The sequence below is a fragment of the Nocardia sp. NPDC004860 genome (assembly GCF_040609015.1).
Taxonomy (GTDB): domain Bacteria; phylum Actinomycetota; class Actinomycetes; order Mycobacteriales; family Mycobacteriaceae; genus Nocardia.
The window spans coordinates 22568-41852 of the sequence record NZ_JBEXJI010000022.1 but is presented as its reverse complement, the minus strand read 5'-3'; the positions used below and the strand labels follow the sequence as shown (position 1 = coordinate 41852).

Genomic DNA, 19285 nt, shown 5'->3' with positions numbered 1-19285 from the left:
CATGGCCGATGAGCACTACGACACGATCGTGATCGGAGCCAGCCAGGGCGGTCGGTTCCTTCCCGTCGAGCTGGCGCAGGCGGGCCGAAGGGTGGCGCTGGTCGAGCGTGGCCAACTCGGCGGTGTCTGCGTGAACATCGGGTGCACCCCGACCAAGACGATGGTCGCCAGCGCCCGCCTCGCCCACCAGGCGCGCCGCGCCGCGGAGTACGGCGTGCAAATCGGTCCGGTATCAGTGGACCTGGCCGCGGTGCGCGAGCGCAAACGGGCCATGGTCGCCGGAGCGCGAGAGAACTACGTGAGCCGCCTGGCGCGGGACGGGCTCGACCTGATCGAAGGCGAGGCTCATTTCACCGGGCCGAAGTCGGTCGAGGTCGCTTCGACCGACGGCGGGAGGCGGCAGATCAGCGCACCGGTGATCGTCATCGACACGGGTGCCCGGCCCAAGCCGCTGGCGATCCCCGGCGCGGACCAGGTCCCCGTGCTCGATTCGACGTCGATCATGGAGTTGGACCAGCTCCCGGAGCACCTGATCATCGTCGGCGGCGGCTACATCGGGCTGGAGTTCGGACAGATGTTCCGCCGGTTCGGCAGCGAGGTCACCATCGTCCAGCACGCCGCCCACCTGCTGACGCGCGAGGACGAGGACGTCTCCGACGAGGTCGCCGCTCTCCTGCGCGATGACGGGATCACGGTCTCGACCTCGTCGACGCCGGTCCGGGTCGAGCCGACCGCCGGCGGTCGCCTGCGGCTGACCGTTCGCACAAACGACGGTGAGCGACAGCTCGAAGGCTCACACCTGCTCTCGGCCATCGGACGCATCCCGAACACGGAGGCGCTGACCCCCGAGGTGGCCGGCATCCGTCTCGACGACCACGGCTTCGTCGAGGTCGACGAGTACCTGAACACCACTGTGCCCGGCGTCTACGCGATGGGAGACGTCACCCCCGGCCCGGCCTTCACCCACTCTTCCTACGACGATTACCGCATTCTGCACGCCAACCTGATCGGGCACGAGAAGGCGAGCACGCGGGACCGGACCGTCCCATACACGGTGTTCATCGACCCCCAGCTCGGCCGCGTCGGCATGACCGAGCGCGAGGCCAGGGCGAACGGACATGTGATTCGGGTGGCGAAGCTCCCGATGAGCGCCGTCATCCGGGCCATCGAGACCGGGGAGACGCGCGGCTTCATGAAGGCCGTCGTCGACGCGGACAACGGTCAGATCCTGGGCTGCGCGGTCCTCGGCAGTGAAGGCGGCGAGATCATGACCATGATCCAGGTCGCCATGCTGGGCAAGCTCACCCACACCGCCATGGCCGACGCGATCTTCACCCACCCGCTCCTGGCCGAAGGCCTCAACACCCTCTTCACGATGTTCACCTGAGCCGTGTCGGAGCATGCGCGGGTGCACAACCCCAATCCAAAGGGCCTTCGGCTCAGGGCAACTCGTGAATATGGAGAGGTGGCGCGAGGATGCCATCACCGGGCCGCCGCGCGTCGGAGTCATCGGCGCCGACCCAAATCGCAGCTGGGCCAAGGATTCCCACACCCCGGCACTGCGCAGCCTCCATGATGTACGGCTGGCGGTGGCGACCACCAGCCGTACCGGCGCCCATCGCCGAAGCTATCTCGGGTGGCCGACCTTCGGTCGATCTGCGGCGGTCGGTTCGTGTTGCGCCTGCTTGGCCCGTACTCCTCGTTCGACTCGGTCACCGAGATCCTTGTCGATGTTGCGCAGGTATACGAACGCTCGCGTGAGCACGGGTCGACTCACTCCGTCGAACAGGTGCGCGACGATGTTGTCGACCAGTCGTGTCCTGGCGTCGTCGTCGAGAACCGTCCGGACCAGGGTGCGGGCCTGTCCCCAGTCGTCGTCGTCCGCGCGCAGTGTGTAGGCGGTTCTGACAATCTCGCCGTCGGCGTACCAACCTGCAGACGGTCCCGCTACAGCGGGATCGGCGTGCGGTCCGCCCTTCGAGTTGGGCACATAGACCGGATCGCCTGGGTTGTGGTGGCGCATGGCGCCGTCTTTAGCCCACAATCGGACCTCGGCGGCGTGTGGCGAATTGACCGGTAGCTCTTTGTAGTTGATACCAATCCGGTGCCGGTGCGCATCGGCATAGGAGAACCAGCGCCCGAGCAGCATCTTGTCGGGGCTGGGGCCCGTGCCGGGTACAGCGTTACTGGGCTCGAATGCCGCTTCTTCGATGTCGGTGAAGTAGTTGGCCGGGTTGCGGTTCAAGGTCATCTTGCCGACGTCGATCAACGGATAATCGCCGTGTGGCCATACCTTGGTGAGATCGAAGGGGTTGTAGCGGTAGGTCTTCGCGTCGTCGAACGGCATGATCTGCATCTTCAGGGTCCAGCTCGGATACTCGCCGTGTTCGATCGCTTTCCACAGATCACGCTGGTGGTAGTCCATGTCGATCGAGACCATGTGATCGGCTTCGTGCTGGGTGAGGAATTTGATGCCCTGATCGGTCTTGAAGTGGTACTTCACCCAGAACCGTTCGCCCGCGGCGTTGATCCACATGTAAGTGTGGCTGGAGTACCCGTTCATGTGCCGGAAGGTGGCCGGGATGCCGCGATCTCCCATCAGCCAGGTCACCTGGTGCGCCGATTCCGGTGACAGCGTCCAGAAATCCCACTGCATGTCGTTGTCGCGCAGATTGTTGTCGGCGCGGCGCTTCTGTGACCGGATGAAGTCCTGGAACTTCATCGGATCCCGCACGAAAAAGACGGGTGTGTTATTGCCGACCAGGTCGAAATTGCCCTGTTCGGAGTAGAACCTCACCGCGAACCCACGCAGATCCCGCACGGTGTCGGGATATCCCTGTTCGCCCGCGACGGCGGAAAACCGCACCAGCACTTCGGTTTGCGTGCCGGGCTGGAACACAGCGGCCTTGGTGTAGGCACTGACATCGTGGGTGACTTCGAACGTGCCGAACGCCCCGCCGCCCTTGGCATGCGGTTGCCGTTCCGCCAGGCGCTCACGATTGAACGACGCCATCTTTTCGATCAGATACGCGTCGTTCAGCAAGATCGGGCCATCCGGGCCGACCGTCAGGGAATGGTCATCACTGGGTGCCGGAATTCCGGCGGCATCGGTTGTGTAGTTCGGCTCAGACATCTCTCTCCTTGTCCACAGACATAGAGCGACGGCCACATAGTCGTGGGTCGGTGTCGAACACGGCACCGCGGACAACCCGGCCGCGTGCAGGCGGCGAGCACGAGTCGAGTGCTCGTGTCGAGACCGAAACGCATCTAGACGCGACGGGTGCTTCTAGAGAGTCATGAACACCGTGTACCCCGTGGCAGCCTGCAGATCGACACCGCGAAGCAGTCCAGTATCTGCCACGACCAACCAATCCCGTCGTGCTCCAATTCGATCACGTCCGAGAGACCCTTTCAACCCACCCGGCAACCGGTCGGCACCGACCCAGCACTGGGCACAGGAGTCCGGGTACCACCGGCTCGCAGGGGCTAGATCGCGATGCGCCCGCCGTCGACCGGCAGTATCGCGCCGTACACGTAGCCTGCTCGACTGCCGGCCAGGAAGGCGATGGCCTCGGCGATCTCCTCCGGTGTTCCCGGCCGTCCCGCGGGCGTGGTCGCCGCCAGCTCGTCGAAGCCCTCGAATGCCGCGGTGCCCTCGGTGCGGATGGGCCCGGGGCTGACCGCGTTGACCCGCACCCCGCGGGGCCCGTATTCGGCGGTCCACGCCTTGGTCAGCAACGCCACCGCGGCCTTGCTGGACCCGTACAGGCCCATCCCGGAGGCACCGAACTCGTCGGCCATGGTGGTGACGTTGACGATGGCACCGTGGCCGCGCTCGGCCATCTGGGGGGCGAGTTCGGCCACCAGGAAATATGGTGCCTTGACGTTGACGGCGTACACCGCGTCGAAATCGGCTTCCGACGTCTGTTCCGTCGGGCCGAACGGGTAGATGCCCGCGTTGTTGACCAAGACATCGATCTTGCCGAGCCGGGCGACCGCGGCACGGGCCAGCGCTTGCGCGGATGCCTTGTCGCGCAGATCCGCCGGGATGAACACCGCTGTGCCACCGAACGCCTCGATCTCGGCGACCACCTGCTTGCCGCGCTGCTCGTCGCGCCCCGACAGCGCCACCCGCGCACCGCGCCGCGCCAATGTCAGCGCGGTGGCGCGCCCGATTCCGCTGGTACCGCCGGTCACCAGCGCAGAGAGTCCAGACAGTTCCGACATCGGATCTCCTCACTTCGTGGTTGATCTGATCGAACCGTTTGCCCGGCATCGGGGATGTCGCTGTCGACTACGACCATTCCTCCCGGGCAGTAGCGGACGTTCTGCACCGCACCGGGTTCCGGACTCCCGAATCTCGCGCGACGGCGGTCCAACCCGCATACCGGTCCTTCGGACAAGCCACATCCCGGACCCAACACCAGGCTAGCGCCGCCACGATGTCTCGACGTACGAGGAAGCCGAGATCGGGTGGCTACACCTGGGACTGCCGTGTCATCTGCTGATCGCTCCGGTCTCGCCGATCTACGTCAAATGACGGATGTCTCAGCTGTCGCGCGCTTTATATTCGGTTGTGCCGTATGGCAATCCACTCGCAGAGGGAGAGTTCGAATGACTGCGCAGGACAAGACCGTCGTGCTGGTTCACGGTGGCTTCGTCGATGGTGGCGGATGGCGGGGTGTCTATGACGAGCTGACCCGCGATGGGTTCGCGGTGCGGGTGGTGCAGAACCCGACCAAGTCGCTGGAGGACGACGCCGCGACCACCCGTCAGGTGCTCGACGAAATCGACGGCCCGGTCGTATTGGTCGGGCATTCCTATGGTGGGGCGGTCATCACCGAGGCCGGGACGCACGAGAAAGTGGCCGCGCTGGTCTACATCACCGCGTTCGCGCCCGACAAGGGCGAATCGGTGAACACCCTGCTCGCCACGTTCCCGCAGGACGGCCCGCAACCGCCGATCCTGCCGCCGGTGCAGGGGTATCTGTTCCTGGACCGGGCCAAGTTCCCGGATTCCTTCGCCGGTGACCTTGCCGCGCCGGACGCCAAGTTCCTGGCCGACTCCCAGGTGCCGTGGGGCGTGGAAGCGCTCGGCGGGGCCATCAGTGAGGCCGCCTGGCGGTCCAAGCCCAGCTGGTACCTGCATGTCACCGAGGACAAGATGATTCCGCCCGCGGCGCAGGCATCCATGGCCGAACGTATCGGCGCGACCGTGGCCGAAACGCCTGGCAGCCATGCCATTTACGTGTCCCGTCCCGAAGTGGTCGCCGCCATCGTCCGAAATGCGGCCGAAGCCGTCTGACCCAGCGGTAAGCAACAACGGGCTGTCGGCCGCACGCTCAGTGGGGCCGACAGCGCACGCGTGATCATCGGGACGCGGATGTACTGCACCGCAACAGGTTCCGGCGCTCATCGCCTGGCGCTGGCCGGCTCGGTATGGATCGTCGCGGAGTATCGCGAAACCCGAAGAGACAAAGTTGGTTTCATCGTGTTCGACTCCGTGTATCGATCGTGGGCCGAGGATCCCGCGCGGTTCTGGGAGACACAGGCGCACGAACCGACCTGGAGCCGCCTGGTAGGTGCCGGTCCAGACAACGAGAAGGCCCCCCTCGACAACTGGTTCACCGAAGGCCCGTCTCAGTGCCGCGTGCTGGCGTGTGACCCGGCTCAGTCCTGGAAGTAGTGGCGTTCGGCCAGGTCCGCGAGCAGCGTTGGGCCGCTCGGCGCCCAGCCCACCGTGGCCGCGGCGGGTCCGCCGTCGCCGGTCATCGGCATGCTCCACATCATGCCCAGCCAACCGAAGTGGCTGACCGCGTCGGCGGGGTCGATCGAGGTGGTCGGCACCCCGAGCCGGCGACCGACGGCCTCGGCGATATCGCGGGTCGCCACGCCCGAATCGGCGACCGCGTGCAATACCGTTCCCGCTTCGGCCTTGTCCACCGCGAGTCGAAACAGCCGCGCGGCGTCGTCCCGGTGCACAGCCGACCAGGCGTGCGCACCGTCCCCGACATAGCCGGACACGCCCTTCTCCCGCGCGATCTCGACGATTCGGTGGATGAATCCCCGGTCGCCCGCGCCGTGCACCGTCGGCGGCAGACCCAGCACCACCGATCGGATGCCGCGTTCGGCGAGCCGGACCGTGGCGGCGGCCGTGGCGCGGCGGATCATCGGTTCATCGGCCACACCGGGCCGACCGGTGTCGAACCGAACCAGCCCTGAGGCGATCACCAGCGGCCGATCGGAACCCGCGAGAACATCGCCGAACAGGTCGACCACCCGGCGATCGGTGCGCTGATTCTCCTCGAACTGGGAGAAGTCATGGAGGAAAGCCAGGTGAACCACCCCATCGGCCTCGTCTGCGGCCGCACGCAAACCATCCGGATCGAGGAGATCGCCGCGGCGCACCTGCGCGCCGGCCGCGGTCAAGGCCGCAGCCGAGGCGTCCGACCTGGCCAGGCCGACCACCTCGTGACCTGCGTCGAGGAGTTCGGGAACGACGCGGGAACCAATGAAACCGGAAGCTCCGGTGACGAAAAGACGCATGGGAAAGCCCTCTCGACTTGTGATGTCAGCATCTGTCATCAGAATAGCCCTCATGTCAGCCTCTGTCATCACTTCGACGTCAGTTGCTGACGTCACTGCCTTACAATCACGGAATGGGTCGTTGGGAACCGAACGCGCCGGGCCGCCTCGGCCGCGCGGCAATGGAGCTGTATCTGGAGCGCGGCTTCGATCAGACCACCGTCGCCGACATCGCCGAGCGAGCCGGGCTCACCGAGCGCACATTTTTCCGGCACTTCGCCGACAAGCGTGAGGTGCTGTTCGGCAACCAGCAGATCCTGCACGACATCATCACGAACGCCATTGCCGAGGCGGATGATTCAGCATCACCGATCGCGGCGCTGGAGGCGGGCCTGGAGGCGGTGGCCGAACTGATCGGGCAACGCCGGGACTTCGCCCAACAGCGCCGGTCCGTGGTCGCCGCGAACCCCGCACTACAGGAACGGGAACTGACCAAGCTCGCCGCGCTCGCGGCAAGCAGCGCCGAGGCGCTACGCCTGCGCGGCGTCCCCGAGCCCACCGCGGGCCTCACCGCCGAAGTCGGCATCGCGGTCTTCAAGATCGCCTACACCGGCTGGGCCGATTCCCCGCCGGACCGCAACCTGGCCGAGTTCATTCGCGAAACGCTGGCCGAACTCGAGGCGGTCGCCACCGGGACGGTGGTCAAATAGCCAACCTACTGGCGGGCGAAGCGCCGTCTCCCCTCGCCATGGGCAGGAGTATCAGCACCGCTGCGACGACGCGGGCTGCTGTTGTGGCGCGGTTATCGGGCCGACCGACAGTCATGGGCGATGTTGCGGTGCAAGGTGTTCCACGATCCACCCATGGACCGGAACCGATTGTGGCAGACCGGCTTCAGCGAGTTCGAAACGGTCGGCGATGGGATCTGGCGGATCTCGGCCGGAGCCGCACGCCGCGCTGACCGAACCGGCCAGCGCGGGCGCCCCGAAGATCAACAGGCTGAGATCATCTCCGTGCCGCTCGGGCGGGTGTCGGTGTGGACGAACTCGTGTCCGAGTGGTTCACCGTCGAGGCCTCAGCGGACGACCCGCGCCGCGCGACGGCATTCCGCACATGCTCGCCCAGCGCCAGCGCCGCTCAGCCTGAGCGATCCCTACCTCGAGCCTCGCGGGCCCTCACTTGCTGTCGCGCACAATCTCATCCGATGCAGCAAGGGCCTCGGGCGTGAAGACGTAGCGAGTGAACCACCGCGGGATCCGGCGGCGCAGGGCCGGGTCGCCGTGCAAATCGACGCCGGGTTGGTCCTGTAGGTCGCGCCAGGACAACTCACCGATCCACCAGCGGGTGACCTCGGTGGTGGGGGCAGTGAGCCAGACATCGACCGGGGCTCCGGTGTCGTCCCGGCACAAGTTGACGCCCGTCGGCGACACGTGCAGCCAGAAGAACCGGTCGGCGGGTCGGCGGTCGGTGAAGGTCAGCGCGAGGACCACGGTGCGGGCGGGCAGCTGGGTGGCGTCGATGCGGCGCTGCATATCCCAAGTCAGGGCCGCGGTGTCCAGGTCGTCCTCGGACAGGGCCGCACTGCCGGTTCGGACCGCCCAGCGGGCCAGTTCCTGCACCACGGGGGCCAAGGCGAGCCCGGCATCGGTGAGGCTGTAGTCGGCGTCCACGATTCCGGCGGCTCGAAGCCCCCGCAACCGCGCCGATAGCGTGGCTCTGGGAATTCGCGGCAAACCTCGGCGGATATCACTGAACGACGCCGCACCCATCAGCAGCTCTCGCACGATCAGCAGGGTCCACCGTTCCCCGACCACCTCCAACGCCCGCGCCACAGCACAGAACTGACCATATCCACCCACGCGGCAATGGTAACCGCGCACCGGGCCACCGATCGGTTCAAAGTTTGAACTAGAACGATCCAGGGCACTGGGCCAACATGAGTCGCATGAGCAACGAGCAAGCAATTCTCGATCGCGGCCCCAGCGCTTTCCAGGTCGCGTTCCAACCGCAATGGTCGGACATGGATCAGAACGGCCACATGCGCACCACGGGCTATCTCGCCGCCGCCGAGAACTGCAGAATGCAGTATTTCGCCGGGTCCGGTTTCTCCGCCGGTGAATTCGCGCAGCGCGGGTTCGGCCCGGTCATCCAGACCGACGAGCTGCGGTATCGCACCGAACTACGCCTCTTGGAACCGGCACGGCTGTCACTGCACCTCGCAGGCCTGTCCAATGACGGCGCACGCTTCATGATGCGCAACACCTTTACCCGCGCCGACGGCACCGTCGCCGCGACGGTCACCTCCACCGGCGGCTGGCTGGATCTCACCCAGCGCCGCCTGACCAGCCCGCCCGACGACCTCCTGACACTGCTGCGCGACCTTGCCCGAACCATCGACTTCGCCGACCTGCCCTCACCTCTGGCAAACCGCTGAACGATGTCGCACATTGGCGGGGCGTACCGGTAGTGGGATGCCAGGGAGTGGACGTGTCATGTGAACGCCATGAAAACTGTTCACAGATTCATTGCTGAAAGGTTGCGGATTGGCATAGTGTCGTAGTCGTTCGATCGCGGCACCGACATTGCGAGCGCAGGATCGCCTCCATTCAGCTCCGTGACGCTGCGGATTCGACAGTCGGGGACCCGTCTGCGAAGGATTCACCATTAGCCAATTCCCGCGCTCTGCAACAGAATTCACGCTTCCGCGGACCCCTGCGGTTCGGTCCGGCAAGGTCCTTGTCGTCGAGAGCAACCCGGCGATGGCGGAGATCGAGGCGCTCGTGCTGGCCAATGCCGGCCATGAGGTGATCTCTGCCCCCAACGCGCAGTGCGCTCTGACCGTCGCGCGACGATGGCATCCGGACCTGGTGCTGCTCGAACTGGTCCTGCCGGACCTGCCGGGCGCGGATCTGTGCCGGCAGCTGCGGAATCGTTCCCCGATTCCGATCATCGTGAACTCCCTCGATGGCGATCCCGATGCCATCGATGACGCCTACACCGCCGGCGCATGCGACTACCTGCCCAAACCGCTCAGAACCCGCGAACTGCTCGACCACATCTGTACCCATCTCACAGCACCGCAGGCGGCCTGAAACATCACCGAGCCCGCCTCGGTCGCCACGTGGAAGACCGAACCCGGTTGGGGTGTCGTCTCGGCCGCGGACCACACCATCAATCCCCGTTTCGTTGTTCGCTCGCTCGAAACCATCGGGATATCCGCCGCAGGTCGGTAAATCGCTGGCGGAGGTTCCCGATCTGCCGGTGGACCTGCACGAGTTCGACCTCGACGGCCTGGTTGGGTTTGTCGTCTCGCCACTGGCTGCGCCGGCGAACCAGGCATTCGGCGTGATACTCGAGTTCCGCGAGGAACATACGCGCCTGGGCGAGTTCGGGATCCTCACTCACCGGCGGCTCGTATCAGCCGGTTGCCGAAAGCCTCCGCAGTGCGCCACGCTCGACCAGCAAGGGAACGAAATCGCGAACCGGCCGGCCGTCGAAACCACGGTGTATTTCGGCGACGACGCCCTCGACGGCGCCGGTATCGAGTGCGGGAAACTGTGCGGCAAGGCGTCGGACGAGTGCCGCGATCTGCTGATCTTCGTCATGTGCTGCCATGGTTCATGGTTGTCCGCGACCCCCTGCGTCGTCAACCACCGGCATTTTCGGTTCGGGGAGTATGTCACGTTCGATCGCGACCAGCACGGCAATCACGTTCTACGCCACAGTGATTGACGATGCCGCCGAGGAGGAGGTTCCGGCGGCATCGTGGCGGCAACGACGACTGCTCGCCCGAGGGGGTGTAGACCAGGTTCGCCGCGAGGTCGGAATCCGGGAAGCCGCCCTGCAATTGGCCTAGACTCTCCCCCTCCTCGAGCGCGTAGCCGGAGACGTAGACGAGTCCGGCCACATTGTCCGCGACACCGGCGACGGTGATGACCGCGCCGCCATAGGAGTGACCGGCCAGCAGCACCGGGCCGTCGATGGCCTCGGCGACCGCCCGGACGGAGGCGACGCACGCTCGCCAGCCGATCGGCCGGTGTCCCGAATTCAGGGATTCCTGGCCGATGAAGCGGGGCCGTCGCCCACCGTCGGCGGGAAAGCTGGAGGAAGGTGCACCGACGCGTGCGCTCACGACGCGACGCTAGGGAGAACGATCATGGCAGGCAATCCGCACGGCATCTCACTCGAACCCGCCGCCCAGGCCTTTGTGGACGCAACCTCGGAACCGCCCTTCCTGTACCAGCTTTCGCCGGAGGAGGGCCGTAAGACTGTCGACGGGGTGCAGGATTCCCCGATCTTCAAGCCGGAAATCGACGAGGAATGGATCACCGTCGAGGGCGGGCCGACCGGATCGATCCGGGTACGCATCGTCAAGCCCAAGGACGCCACCGGGACCCTCCCGGTCATCATCTACACCCACGGCGCGGGCTGGGTCTTCGGCGACGCCCACACCCACGACCGCCTCGTCCGCGACCTGGCGGTCGGGGTGAATGCGGCCGTGGTGTTCCCCGAGTACGACCGCTCCCCCGACGTGCACTACCCGGTCGCCAATGAGCAGTCCTACCGGGTCGCCCAGTGGGTCACCACCGACGGCGCCGTCAAGGGGCTCGACAGCACCCGCATCGCCGTCGCCGGAGACTCCGTGGGCGGCAATATGGCCATCGCCCTGACCCTCATGGCCAAGGACCGCGGCGACGTCTCCTTCCGCCAGCAGGTCCTGTTCTACCCCGTCACCGACGCCAACTTCGACACCGGCTCCTACCGCGAGTTCGCCACCGGCTACTTCCTGACTCTCGAAGGCATGCAATGGTTCTGGGATCAGTACACGACCAGTGACTCGGATCGCGCCCAGATCACCGTGTCCCCGCTGCGCGCCAGCCTCGACCAACTGGCCGGCCTCCCGCCGGCCCTGGTCATCACCGCGGAGGCCGACGTCCTGCGCGACGAGGGCGAGGCGTACGCCGCCAAACTGCGCGCCGCCGGTGTCCCGGTGACGGCCGTCCGCTATGGCGGCATCGTCCACGACTTCGTCATGCTCAACACCCTGCACGACACCCACGCCGCGACAGCCGCGGTGGCGCAGGCGGTCAGCGTTCTGGCCCGGGCCCTGCACGACTGACCCCGGCCCGGCCGCCACGGGCAGAATGCAACTGCCGACCCGAGGGTGATACGAACGCGATGGATCGTGACGCAGTGACGGTCGTGCCCGAAGCGGCCACGGCACACCAGATTCCGCGACGGGAGCGCGCGAATGCCTTTCGCGCACTGCGGTCGCGCCCGTTCCGGTGGTACTTCGCAGGGCAGATCGCCTCCGCCAGTGGCACGTTCGTGCAGGCGACGGCGGTCGGATGGCTGGTGTTGCAGCTGACCGGATCACCGGCCTCACTGGGTGTGGTGCTGGCCGCGGGCGGGGTGCCGCCGCTGCTGTTCGGACCGTGGGGCGGGGTGGTCGCGGATCGGGTCGATCTGCGACGCTTGCTGATCGGTACGCAGGTGGTCTCCGGATTGCTGGCGGCGGTTCTGTGGGCGGCGGCGGTGACCGGGAGGGCGGGGATCCCGCTGGTCATCGGCGTGACCGTGGCGGGCGGCGTGGTACAGATCGTCGATTCGCCCGCACGGCAGGCCTTTGTGGCACAACTGGTTCCGTCCACGGATCTGGCCAGTGCGGCCAGCGTCAACGGCGTGGTGATGAACAGCGCCCGCGTGGTGGGTCCCGCGCTGGCGGGACTGCTGATCGCATTCATCGGCACCACACCGTGTTTCGCGGTGAACGCCATCTCCTACCTCGCGGTGGTCGGGGCGCTGGTGGCGATCCGGCCCACCGCACCGGCTACTGCTGCCGTCCGGGCGCGATCGGACGGGGTGCTGTCCGCACTGCGCTATGCCCGCACCCGCCAGCAACTGTGGCTGCCGCTGACGATGATGGCGCTGGTCGGACTGTTCGCCTTCAACTTCCCGGTGCTGCTCCCGGTGCTGGCGGAGAGCACTTTTCACGGCACCGGCGGCACCTACGGCCTGCTGTCGACCATGCTCAGCATCGGTTCGGTGGGCGGCTCGCTCGCAGTCGGACTGGTACGCCATCCCCGCCGCACCTATCTGGTTACGACCGCAGCCGCCTTCGGCATCAGTCTCGCCGCGACGGCAGTCGTACCGAATCTGGCCACCGCCTGCGCAGCCCTGATCGCGACCGGGTTCGCGGGCTTCAGCTTCGTCACCATGGCATCGACCGCCCTGCAACTGCACGCGGATCCGAGCTATCGCGGGCGAATCATGGCGCTGTGGGTCTTCGTCTTCCTCGGCACCACACCCATCGGCAGCCTGATCACCGGGTGGATCATCGACGCCTCCGGGCCACGGGCGGCGCTGCTGGTGGGCGCGCTCTCGTGCCTGGTGGCCGCGGCCATCGCGGGACGGGTACGCACGCCGCCTCATCCGGACGGACCCGACGGGCCCGAGTGAAGTCAGCTGTGCCCGCCGCGCAGGTCAGCCGGTGCGGACTGCCTGAGCCCCCAGGCCCGCAGCGGCTGGGGGGGAATCCGCGCCAACGCAGCGATGCCATCGGGTGGGGTACCCGGGGCATCGCGAAAGCGGTTGTCGCCGTTGCTGTTTCTTGCAGGGTCCGCCGCTGATTGACTCCGGCTGCGGACCGTTAGCCTGCTGGCACGGGGCAGGCCGTTGTGTAGGATCGGGGAGATTGCGGTTCGGTTGCCAAATGTTTTCCGATTAACGGGCATGTGGGATCCGAGAGGAGCTTTCGCGATGGCAAAGGTGCTCTTTATCGTCAGTGGTGCCAGTTACTGGGTGATGAAGGACGGCTCACGATATGCGACCGGATACTGGGCCGAGGAGTTCGCCAACCCGTATCGGATCCTCATCGATGCCGGGCACCAGGTGGTCGTCGCTACACCGAACGGTGTGATCCCGACAGTCGACATGATGAGTCTGCGCCCTCAGATGGCGGGCGGCATGGATGGGGCCCTGCGGCTCGAGTCGATCATTCGCGAAGCGGAGGCATTGCGGCGGCCGTTGCACTTGTCGGATGTGCGTCTCGAGGATTTCGATGCGGTGTACATCCCCGGCGGGCACGGTCCGATGGCGGACCTGGCGTTCGACGCTGACTGCGGGCGGTTGCTGACGCAGCAGCTGGCCTCGGGCAAACCGCTTTTCATCGTCTGTCACGCGCCGGCCTCGATCTTGTCCACCAGGATCGGAGGCGAGTCGCCGTTCGAGGGTTATCGCCTCACCTGCTTCACCGACGAGGAAGAGGAGGCCGTGGGCGTCGCCGCACTCGCGCCATGGCTACTCGAGACCGACCTCAGGGAGAAGATCGGCGTCGATTTCAGCCGCGGGCCGATATGGGAGCCGTACATGGTCGAGGATCGCAACCTGACCACCGGCCAGAACCCGGCCTCGGCCGCCGTCCTCGGCAACCGGATGGTCGAGATTCTGAAAGGTGCCTGACCGATTCGGCCAGGGTGGAGACGATTTTTTCGTGACCCCGCGATTCGGAGGAGCACGTGATGTCCATGCGCGAAACCCGACGAATGACGATCGGTGACTTTCTGCTCCGCCGTTTGACGGAGGCCGGGATCAGCCACCTCTTCGGCGTCCCCGGCGACTACAACCTCGAGTTTCTCCAGCAACTCCAAGACCGCAGCGCCATCGAATGGGTCGGCAATTGCGGCGAGCTGAATGCGTCCTATGCGGCGGACGGCTACGCGCGGCTGAAAGGCATGGGCGCACTGCTCGTGACGAACGCGGTAGGCGCGATGAGTGCGATCAACGGGGTCGCCGGCTGCTATGCCGAGCATGTTCCCGTGGTCTGTATCTGCGGGTCGATTCCACTCAGGTCCATCGATCGGGGCCTGGGGATGCACCACACGATGGCCGACGGGACCTGGGACCGCTTCCTCGGCGCGTTCGCGCAGGTGACCGCCGCACAGGCCAGACTGACCCCGTGCAATGCCGCCATCGAGATCGACAGGCTGATCCTTACCGCCTGGCGGGAGAAACTGCCGGTGTACCTGGAGCTGCCGTCCGACATCGCCTACCTCGATATCGAGGTTCCGGTCGAGCCGCTGGTCCTCGAACAGCCATCCAGCGACCCCGAACGGCTGCAGTCGTGCATCGCCGCGGTCGCCGCCCACCTGTCCGGCGCCCGGGCACCGGCGATTCTGGTGGATCTGGACGCGGACCGATTCGGCGTCGCCGCGGAGGTCATGGAACTCGCCCAGAAGATGCGACTTCCGGTCGCGGTGAGCAACACCGCCAAGGCGGTAATCGACGAAACGTTCCCTTATTACGCCGGCGTCTACAACGGCGAAGCGAGTGCGCAGCACACACTCGACGCGATGCAGGCCGCCGATTGCCTGCTCTGCATCGGATACCGACCCATAGAAGCGACCACGGGCGACTTCACGGTCTCGCTGCCCGCCGACACGATCCACCTGCGCGCACACTCGGCCGACGTCGGAAAGGACAACTACCAGGCGGTTTCGCTCCAGGAAGTTCTCCGCGGCGTCATCGACGCGGCGCCGCGCGTTGCCGATCGCACCACACCCCGGCCCGCGGCAGCGGCGCCACGCGCTCACACCGACCGGTCTGCCAAGCTGACGCAGGCGGCGTACTGGCAAGCCATCCAGGACTACATCCGGCCCGGGGATGTGCTGCTCGTCGATAACGGCACGTCATACGCCCTCTTCGGCCTGAAACTCCCGCAGGGCTGCACCTTCGTCGGATCGGTCAACTGGGGGTCGATCGGCTACTCGGTCGCTGCCCTGCTGGGCACGCTGACCGCGGCACCGGACCGGCGCCACCTACTGTTCGTCGGCGACGGCTCGTTCCAGCTGACCGCGCAGGAGCTGTCGACCATCCTGCGGCACGACCACAAGCCGGTGATCTTCCTGATCAACAACGGGGGATACACCATCGAGCGCGGCTACCTCGGAAAGACCGAGTCCTACAACGACATCGCCCCGTGGGCATACGCGGATCTGCCGAAGGTGCTTCGCCCCGACACCACGGCGCGATCATTCGTCGCAAAGACTCCGGCGGACCTGCACAACGCCCTCTCCGCACCCAATGACAGCTTGATCTTCATCGAATCGATCATGGATCCCTTCGATTCTCCCGCCCCGGTCACCGAAAGCAGCAACAGAGGAGCCGAACTCGACTACGGGCCCCGTGGCCCGCAACACCACGAAGGCACCCAACTCCGGCCGGTGTGACCCGCGGCGTAGATCGGTGGATGCCAACAGGTGCCGGCACGGACACCTGCCGTCAGCGCGGCGTGAATGTGGCCGAGCGGCACGGATTCACACCGCCAACGGGAAGCCGGCCCGCTCCACGGCCACACTGTCACCCGGATTCAGCAGCGCGGAGAACAGCAGCGCCTGTCGCTCCGACCACACCGGAGCGATGACTCCTTTCGCGTTCCAGCGAAACAGACACGGCCACAGCGGTGAATCCTTGCGCTCGGCGGAATCGGAATCGCATCGCCCCGGGCCGCGCGGTTGAGCACTGTGCCACCGTCATGTCAGGACCGCGGACGGCCCGCCGGACGCCGCGCCCGCCATCGAGAATTGATGTAGCGCTTCGACTCGTACGAGGGCGGGGTACCGGCGGTAGCGGCCGGCGGAATCAGGCTCGCGACTCCGCTGGCGTCGTCGGTCTGGATCATTCCGGCCCGCAGGGCCAGTTCGAGCAGCAGCCTGTCGCCGGTCTTGAGCCGGAGGCCCCATCGCAGCGCCGTGGCGAGGATCAGCAAGTCGTTGAAGGAGTTTCGGCGATGCTGCTTGAGGTTGATCCTGGCGCGCAGGACCTCCTGCAGCAGATCGACCGCAATGGTGATCTCACTCATCGTCAACGGCAGTGGCGCCACCTCGACGTCGCTGAGGAACCGAGCCCGAACCCCTACGATCCGCCCGATATTGCGGTCGATCGCGACCGACGCCATGCCTTCGATCAGTCCGAACGCCCGCGCATTCTGCACATTCGCCACCGCCTGATGCGACTTCTCCAGGTAGGCGGCGAAACCATGACCCGCGAGACTGGCCGGAAAGTTGATCAGCAACTTGTCGGTGCGGGCCATCCCCGCCTGACCCTTGAGTATTCGGCCCCGGTACAGCTCGACGAGGTGATTGATATCGGGCAGACCCCACAGATGGTCCCTCGCGAGGCTCGGCAGCAGATATCGATACCCCCAGCCCTGCGGCGCCTGCATGCTGTAGAGCTCCTGCAGGGTCGTGGTGCTCGCATAGTAAGCACCCGGTTCGGGCGCTTCACACGATCCGCTGTGCCACAGGGACAAGAAGTTCGTATCCAGCAGCACTCCGTCAACCACGTGAGGTCTTCTCTCGCCGAAACCAGGCTCGAACACGGTGGCACCGCGACCCGCCTCGATAGAACCTGGACTACTTGATACGTCCGAACCACTCGTACCGCAAGGCTATTCGGTCTGACTGATCCTAAATCTGGACGTGGACGCGAATACCTGGTGCGGCACGCTTCGAGGCGAGTCCACTGTCAACTGCCCCCACGGGCAACGCTTCTCACTCGGTCACGATGCTCACCACCGCCCGCGTGCCATCGCCAGGACGGTCTTGCGCGCTACGGCACGACCTGTCAGCTCCAATATGTCGGAAATGCTTTGAGCACAACCACACTCGGACCCACGGCAGCGAGCACGCGACGCTGCCAGCGCTCCACCATCGCAACGGAAGACCGTTGGGGCGCCCTCGATACAACTACCTCACGAACCGCATACGCGAGCAATTACCGTGGGCTGCAGTACTTCAGGTCAGCGCGCGGCCGCGCCCCTGAACCAAGTCGAGACGCTCGTCCAAGTCGATCCGGATGACGAGCAGGTCGGCGCCCAGCGCGCGGACCATGATCGCGTTGAGAATCCGCAGTGGTCGCCAACGAGCCAGTCGCCGTTGCCGTTCCAGCGGATCCTCGTCGGGAAGAACTGTCGCCTGGCCGGTGCGCCAGACGAAGCGCCAGCCCTGCCGGAGTTTCACCCGGACGGTGGGTTCGGCCATGAGATTGCGGACGTATCCGGCTTGGTACCCGTGTTCGGCGATGATCCAGAAGACGTCGCCGGCCGATCCGTTGCCCACCGGTGTTCGGTATCGCCGTCCGGTTCGCCGCCCCACCGTCTCCACAAGCGCATAGCCGAAGGGCACGAAGCCGATCCGGAACAACAGGCGCACAACGGGATTGAGCAGATAGCGCTGGAAGGCCGCCACCGCGGCGCGCTTCCGGCTCGGCCACCCGATGGTGAGCGGAATATTGGCGAGCAGAAGCGCCGACTCCACGGAGGGAACCAGCGGGGACGAGGAGGCCGTGGGGTCGACCTTCCACGTGATCCACACCAGGGCGGCCAGGGCCGCGGAACCGGTGATCACGGTGCGCGAGCGGGCTTTTCGAAATACTTCCATACACTCGTATTGTTCCATACGAGTGTATGGTTGTCGATGTGCGCAAATACGGATCAACCAGCTCGGAGCAGCTCGCCGACGCGGTGTTCGCCATCGCGGGCTCGAGGGGGCTCGACGCCGCGAGCATCCGTGAGATCGCCGCCGCGGCCGAGGTTTCCATCGGCGCCGTTCAGCACCACTTCACTACCAAGGACGAGCTCTACGCCTTCGCCTTCGAACAGCTCACCGCCCGGGTGCGCGCCCGCATGAGCGCCATCGACCCACGGGCCCCCCTCACCGACCGATTGATCACCGCACTGTCCCAACTGCTTCCACTCGACGACGAACGCGAGCACGAGGCCCGGGTGATGGTCTCCTTCGCCGCGCGCGCGGCCACCAACGAAACCCTCGCCGGCATCCAACACCGCACACTGGCCGAGATTCGCCGGGAACTCGAGACCCAACTGGCCGCCGCGAACATCCCCGACCCCTCGACACGATCCGCGATACTGCTCGCCACGGTCGACGGTCTCGCACTCGACGCGGTCAGCAGCCGCGAGCTCTACCCGCGCGGCGAACTAGCCGCCGCGCTGTCGCTACACGTACGGTCGCTCATCTCGTAGATCGATGCCCAGATCGAACGCCATTCGTAGAGACAGTGCAAAGGCCGGGGAATTGGGCGATTCGGTGCGCTGATTGAACCGCCGAGTGAGGGGTCGGACCTGAAATCCGCAGAACGCCTTCAAGCGATGACCGAATTGGCATTCGGCCATCGGAGTGTCGGCCATAGACAGCCATCCCAGCCGCCCATGGCAGTTCGCTGTCCGGCGCGCAGGTCGAATCCACCGCGACGGTACACGCGCCGGGACATCGCAGTGCGGAATTCTCGACCCAGGTCGGAAAAACCTCAGGATCACTGTCAGGAGCTGCGCGACGGCTGTTCTGGATCAGCCTGGCGCTGCTTCTCACCCGACTTCGAGTCCGGATCGACCTTGTCCGCGCGCTCCCACTCCTTGTCCAATTCGGTTCGCGAATCCGCTGCCTCGCTGCGATGCACGCCCGCCTGCTGGGCAAGCTGTTCGGCCTGTGCCGCCTTGATCTCACCTTCGGCCTGTGCCGCGCGACTGCGGGCAGCGATCTCCTGCGCCCGCGCCTCCCGCTGACCGACCTCGAGTTCCTGTTTCGCCGCGCGGTCTCGAATGCCCTTGGCTTCGACCCGCTGGTGTTCGCGCCGTCGGCGCATCAACGCCCAGGCCACAAGCAGAATGACCACAACAGCGACAACAATGATCACGATCACAATGGTGGTGCTCATTTTTCGACTCCTCGCACTCCCCCGGTAAT

General features: G+C 66.0%; 20 protein-coding genes and 1 pseudogene. 11 read left to right on the top strand and 10 right to left on the bottom strand.

Translation table 11 applies throughout. The annotated features are described in order from the left end of the window. Window position 1: 1 nt before the first annotated feature. Window positions 2–1387 (top strand): mercuric reductase, encoded by a 1386-nt coding sequence (locus ABZV44_RS31375; protein ID WP_354844135.1) that lies wholly within the window; start codon window positions 2–4, stop codon window positions 1385–1387. 240 nt (window positions 1388–1627) lie between these two features. Here ABZV44_RS31375 and ABZV44_RS31370 read toward each other — a convergent pair whose 3' ends face one another. Further along, a complete protein-coding gene (locus tag ABZV44_RS31370; protein WP_354844132.1) occupies window positions 1628–3133 on the bottom strand; it encodes a catalase in 1506 nt (501 codons plus the stop codon). Window positions 3134–3486: 353 nt separating this feature from the next. Next, complete coding sequence (locus ABZV44_RS31365; protein WP_354844129.1) at window positions 3487–4227, bottom strand: SDR family oxidoreductase; 741 nt, start codon at window positions 4225–4227, stop codon at window positions 3487–3489. A gap of 387 nt (window positions 4228–4614) precedes the next feature. Here ABZV44_RS31365 and ABZV44_RS31360 point away from each other — a divergent pair, with 387 nt between their 5' ends. Then, complete coding sequence (locus ABZV44_RS31360; protein WP_354844126.1) at window positions 4615–5304, top strand: alpha/beta hydrolase; 690 nt, start codon at window positions 4615–4617, stop codon at window positions 5302–5304. Window positions 5305–5382: 78 nt separating this feature from the next. Then, window positions 5383–5685, top strand: a complete 303-nt coding sequence (locus tag ABZV44_RS31355) for a hypothetical protein (protein ID WP_354844123.1) — start codon at window positions 5383–5385, stop codon at window positions 5683–5685. On the opposite strand, the gene ABZV44_RS31350 is transcribed toward ABZV44_RS31355, so the two are convergent. After that, window positions 5670–6545, bottom strand: coding sequence for an SDR family oxidoreductase (locus tag ABZV44_RS31350; protein ID WP_354844120.1), 876 nt, complete (start codon window positions 6543–6545; stop codon window positions 5670–5672). The two genes, ABZV44_RS31355 and ABZV44_RS31350, sit on opposite strands and share 16 nt — an antisense overlap. Before the next feature lie 113 nt (window positions 6546–6658). On the opposite strand from ABZV44_RS31350, the gene ABZV44_RS31345 reads away from it, so the two are divergent. Then, entirely contained in the window at window positions 6659–7234 is a 576-nt protein-coding gene (locus ABZV44_RS31345; protein ID WP_354844117.1) for a TetR family transcriptional regulator, read from the top strand. 465 nt (window positions 7235–7699) lie between these two features. Here ABZV44_RS31345 and ABZV44_RS31340 read toward each other — a convergent pair whose 3' ends face one another. Then, window positions 7700–8383 carry a helix-turn-helix domain-containing protein gene (locus ABZV44_RS31340; RefSeq protein WP_354844114.1) on the bottom strand — a complete coding sequence of 228 codons (684 nt, stop codon included), beginning with the start codon at window positions 8381–8383 and terminating at the stop codon, window positions 7700–7702. An 86-nt stretch (window positions 8384–8469) separates the two neighbouring features. On the opposite strand from ABZV44_RS31340, the gene ABZV44_RS31335 reads away from it, so the two are divergent. Next, window positions 8470–8958 (top strand): thioesterase family protein, encoded by a 489-nt coding sequence (locus ABZV44_RS31335; RefSeq protein WP_354844111.1) that lies wholly within the window; start codon window positions 8470–8472, stop codon window positions 8956–8958. Between the two features lie 229 nt (window positions 8959–9187). Continuing rightward, window positions 9188–9616 carry a response regulator gene (locus ABZV44_RS31330; protein WP_354844467.1) on the top strand — a complete coding sequence of 143 codons (429 nt, stop codon included), beginning with the start codon at window positions 9188–9190 and terminating at the stop codon, window positions 9614–9616. A 79-nt stretch (window positions 9617–9695) separates the two neighbouring features. On the opposite strand, the gene ABZV44_RS31325 is transcribed toward ABZV44_RS31330, so the two are convergent. From ABZV44_RS31325 to ABZV44_RS31315, 3 genes and pseudogenes are all read right to left on the bottom strand, one after another. Next, a complete protein-coding gene (locus ABZV44_RS31325; protein WP_354844108.1) occupies window positions 9696–9929 on the bottom strand; it encodes a hypothetical protein in 234 nt (77 codons plus the stop codon). A gap of 12 nt (window positions 9930–9941) precedes the next feature. After that, window positions 9942–10139: a three-helix bundle dimerization domain-containing protein gene (locus ABZV44_RS31320; protein ID WP_354844105.1), complete on the bottom strand. Its 198-nt coding sequence runs from the start codon at window positions 10137–10139 to the stop codon at window positions 9942–9944. A gap of 187 nt (window positions 10140–10326) precedes the next feature. Continuing rightward, window positions 10327–10575: pseudogene (locus tag ABZV44_RS31315) on the bottom strand (alpha/beta fold hydrolase); the annotation flags it as partial. Window positions 10576–10680: 105 nt separating this feature from the next. On the opposite strand from ABZV44_RS31315, the gene ABZV44_RS31310 reads away from it, so the two are divergent. The 4 genes from ABZV44_RS31310 (at window position 10681) to ABZV44_RS31295 (ending at window position 15751) form a co-directional block, all read left to right on the top strand. Further along, a complete protein-coding gene (locus tag ABZV44_RS31310) occupies window positions 10681–11643 on the top strand; it encodes an alpha/beta hydrolase (protein WP_354844102.1) in 963 nt (320 codons plus the stop codon). 59 nt (window positions 11644–11702) lie between these two features. Beyond that, window positions 11703–12983: an MFS transporter gene (locus ABZV44_RS31305; RefSeq protein ID WP_354844100.1), complete on the top strand. Its 1281-nt coding sequence runs from the start codon at window positions 11703–11705 to the stop codon at window positions 12981–12983. Window positions 12984–13199: 216 nt separating this feature from the next. Continuing rightward, complete coding sequence (locus ABZV44_RS31300; RefSeq protein WP_354844096.1) at window positions 13200–13985, top strand: type 1 glutamine amidotransferase domain-containing protein; 786 nt, start codon at window positions 13200–13202, stop codon at window positions 13983–13985. 59 nt (window positions 13986–14044) lie between these two features. Then, window positions 14045–15751, top strand: coding sequence for a thiamine pyrophosphate-binding protein (locus ABZV44_RS31295; RefSeq protein WP_354844093.1), 1707 nt, complete (start codon window positions 14045–14047; stop codon window positions 15749–15751). A gap of 308 nt (window positions 15752–16059) precedes the next feature. Here the strand turns inward: ABZV44_RS31295 and ABZV44_RS31290 are convergent, their stop codons facing one another. Both ABZV44_RS31290 and ABZV44_RS31285 read right to left on the bottom strand, forming a co-directional pair. Next, window positions 16060–16866 (bottom strand): hypothetical protein, encoded by an 807-nt coding sequence (locus ABZV44_RS31290; RefSeq protein WP_354844090.1) that lies wholly within the window; start codon window positions 16864–16866, stop codon window positions 16060–16062. 451 nt (window positions 16867–17317) lie between these two features. Then, the gene (locus ABZV44_RS31285) at window positions 17318–17962 is read right to left on the bottom strand and encodes a nitroreductase/quinone reductase family protein (RefSeq protein ID WP_354844087.1); all 645 of its coding nucleotides are present in this window, start codon (window positions 17960–17962) and stop codon (window positions 17318–17320) included. Window positions 17963–17988: 26 nt separating this feature from the next. On the opposite strand from ABZV44_RS31285, the gene ABZV44_RS31280 reads away from it, so the two are divergent. Then, complete coding sequence (locus tag ABZV44_RS31280; RefSeq protein ID WP_354844085.1) at window positions 17989–18564, top strand: TetR/AcrR family transcriptional regulator; 576 nt, start codon at window positions 17989–17991, stop codon at window positions 18562–18564. Window positions 18565–18860: 296 nt separating this feature from the next. Here ABZV44_RS31280 and ABZV44_RS31275 read toward each other — a convergent pair whose 3' ends face one another. Further along, complete coding sequence (locus ABZV44_RS31275; RefSeq protein ID WP_354844082.1) at window positions 18861–19256, bottom strand: hypothetical protein; 396 nt, start codon at window positions 19254–19256, stop codon at window positions 18861–18863. Window positions 19257–19285 lie beyond the last annotated feature (29 nt).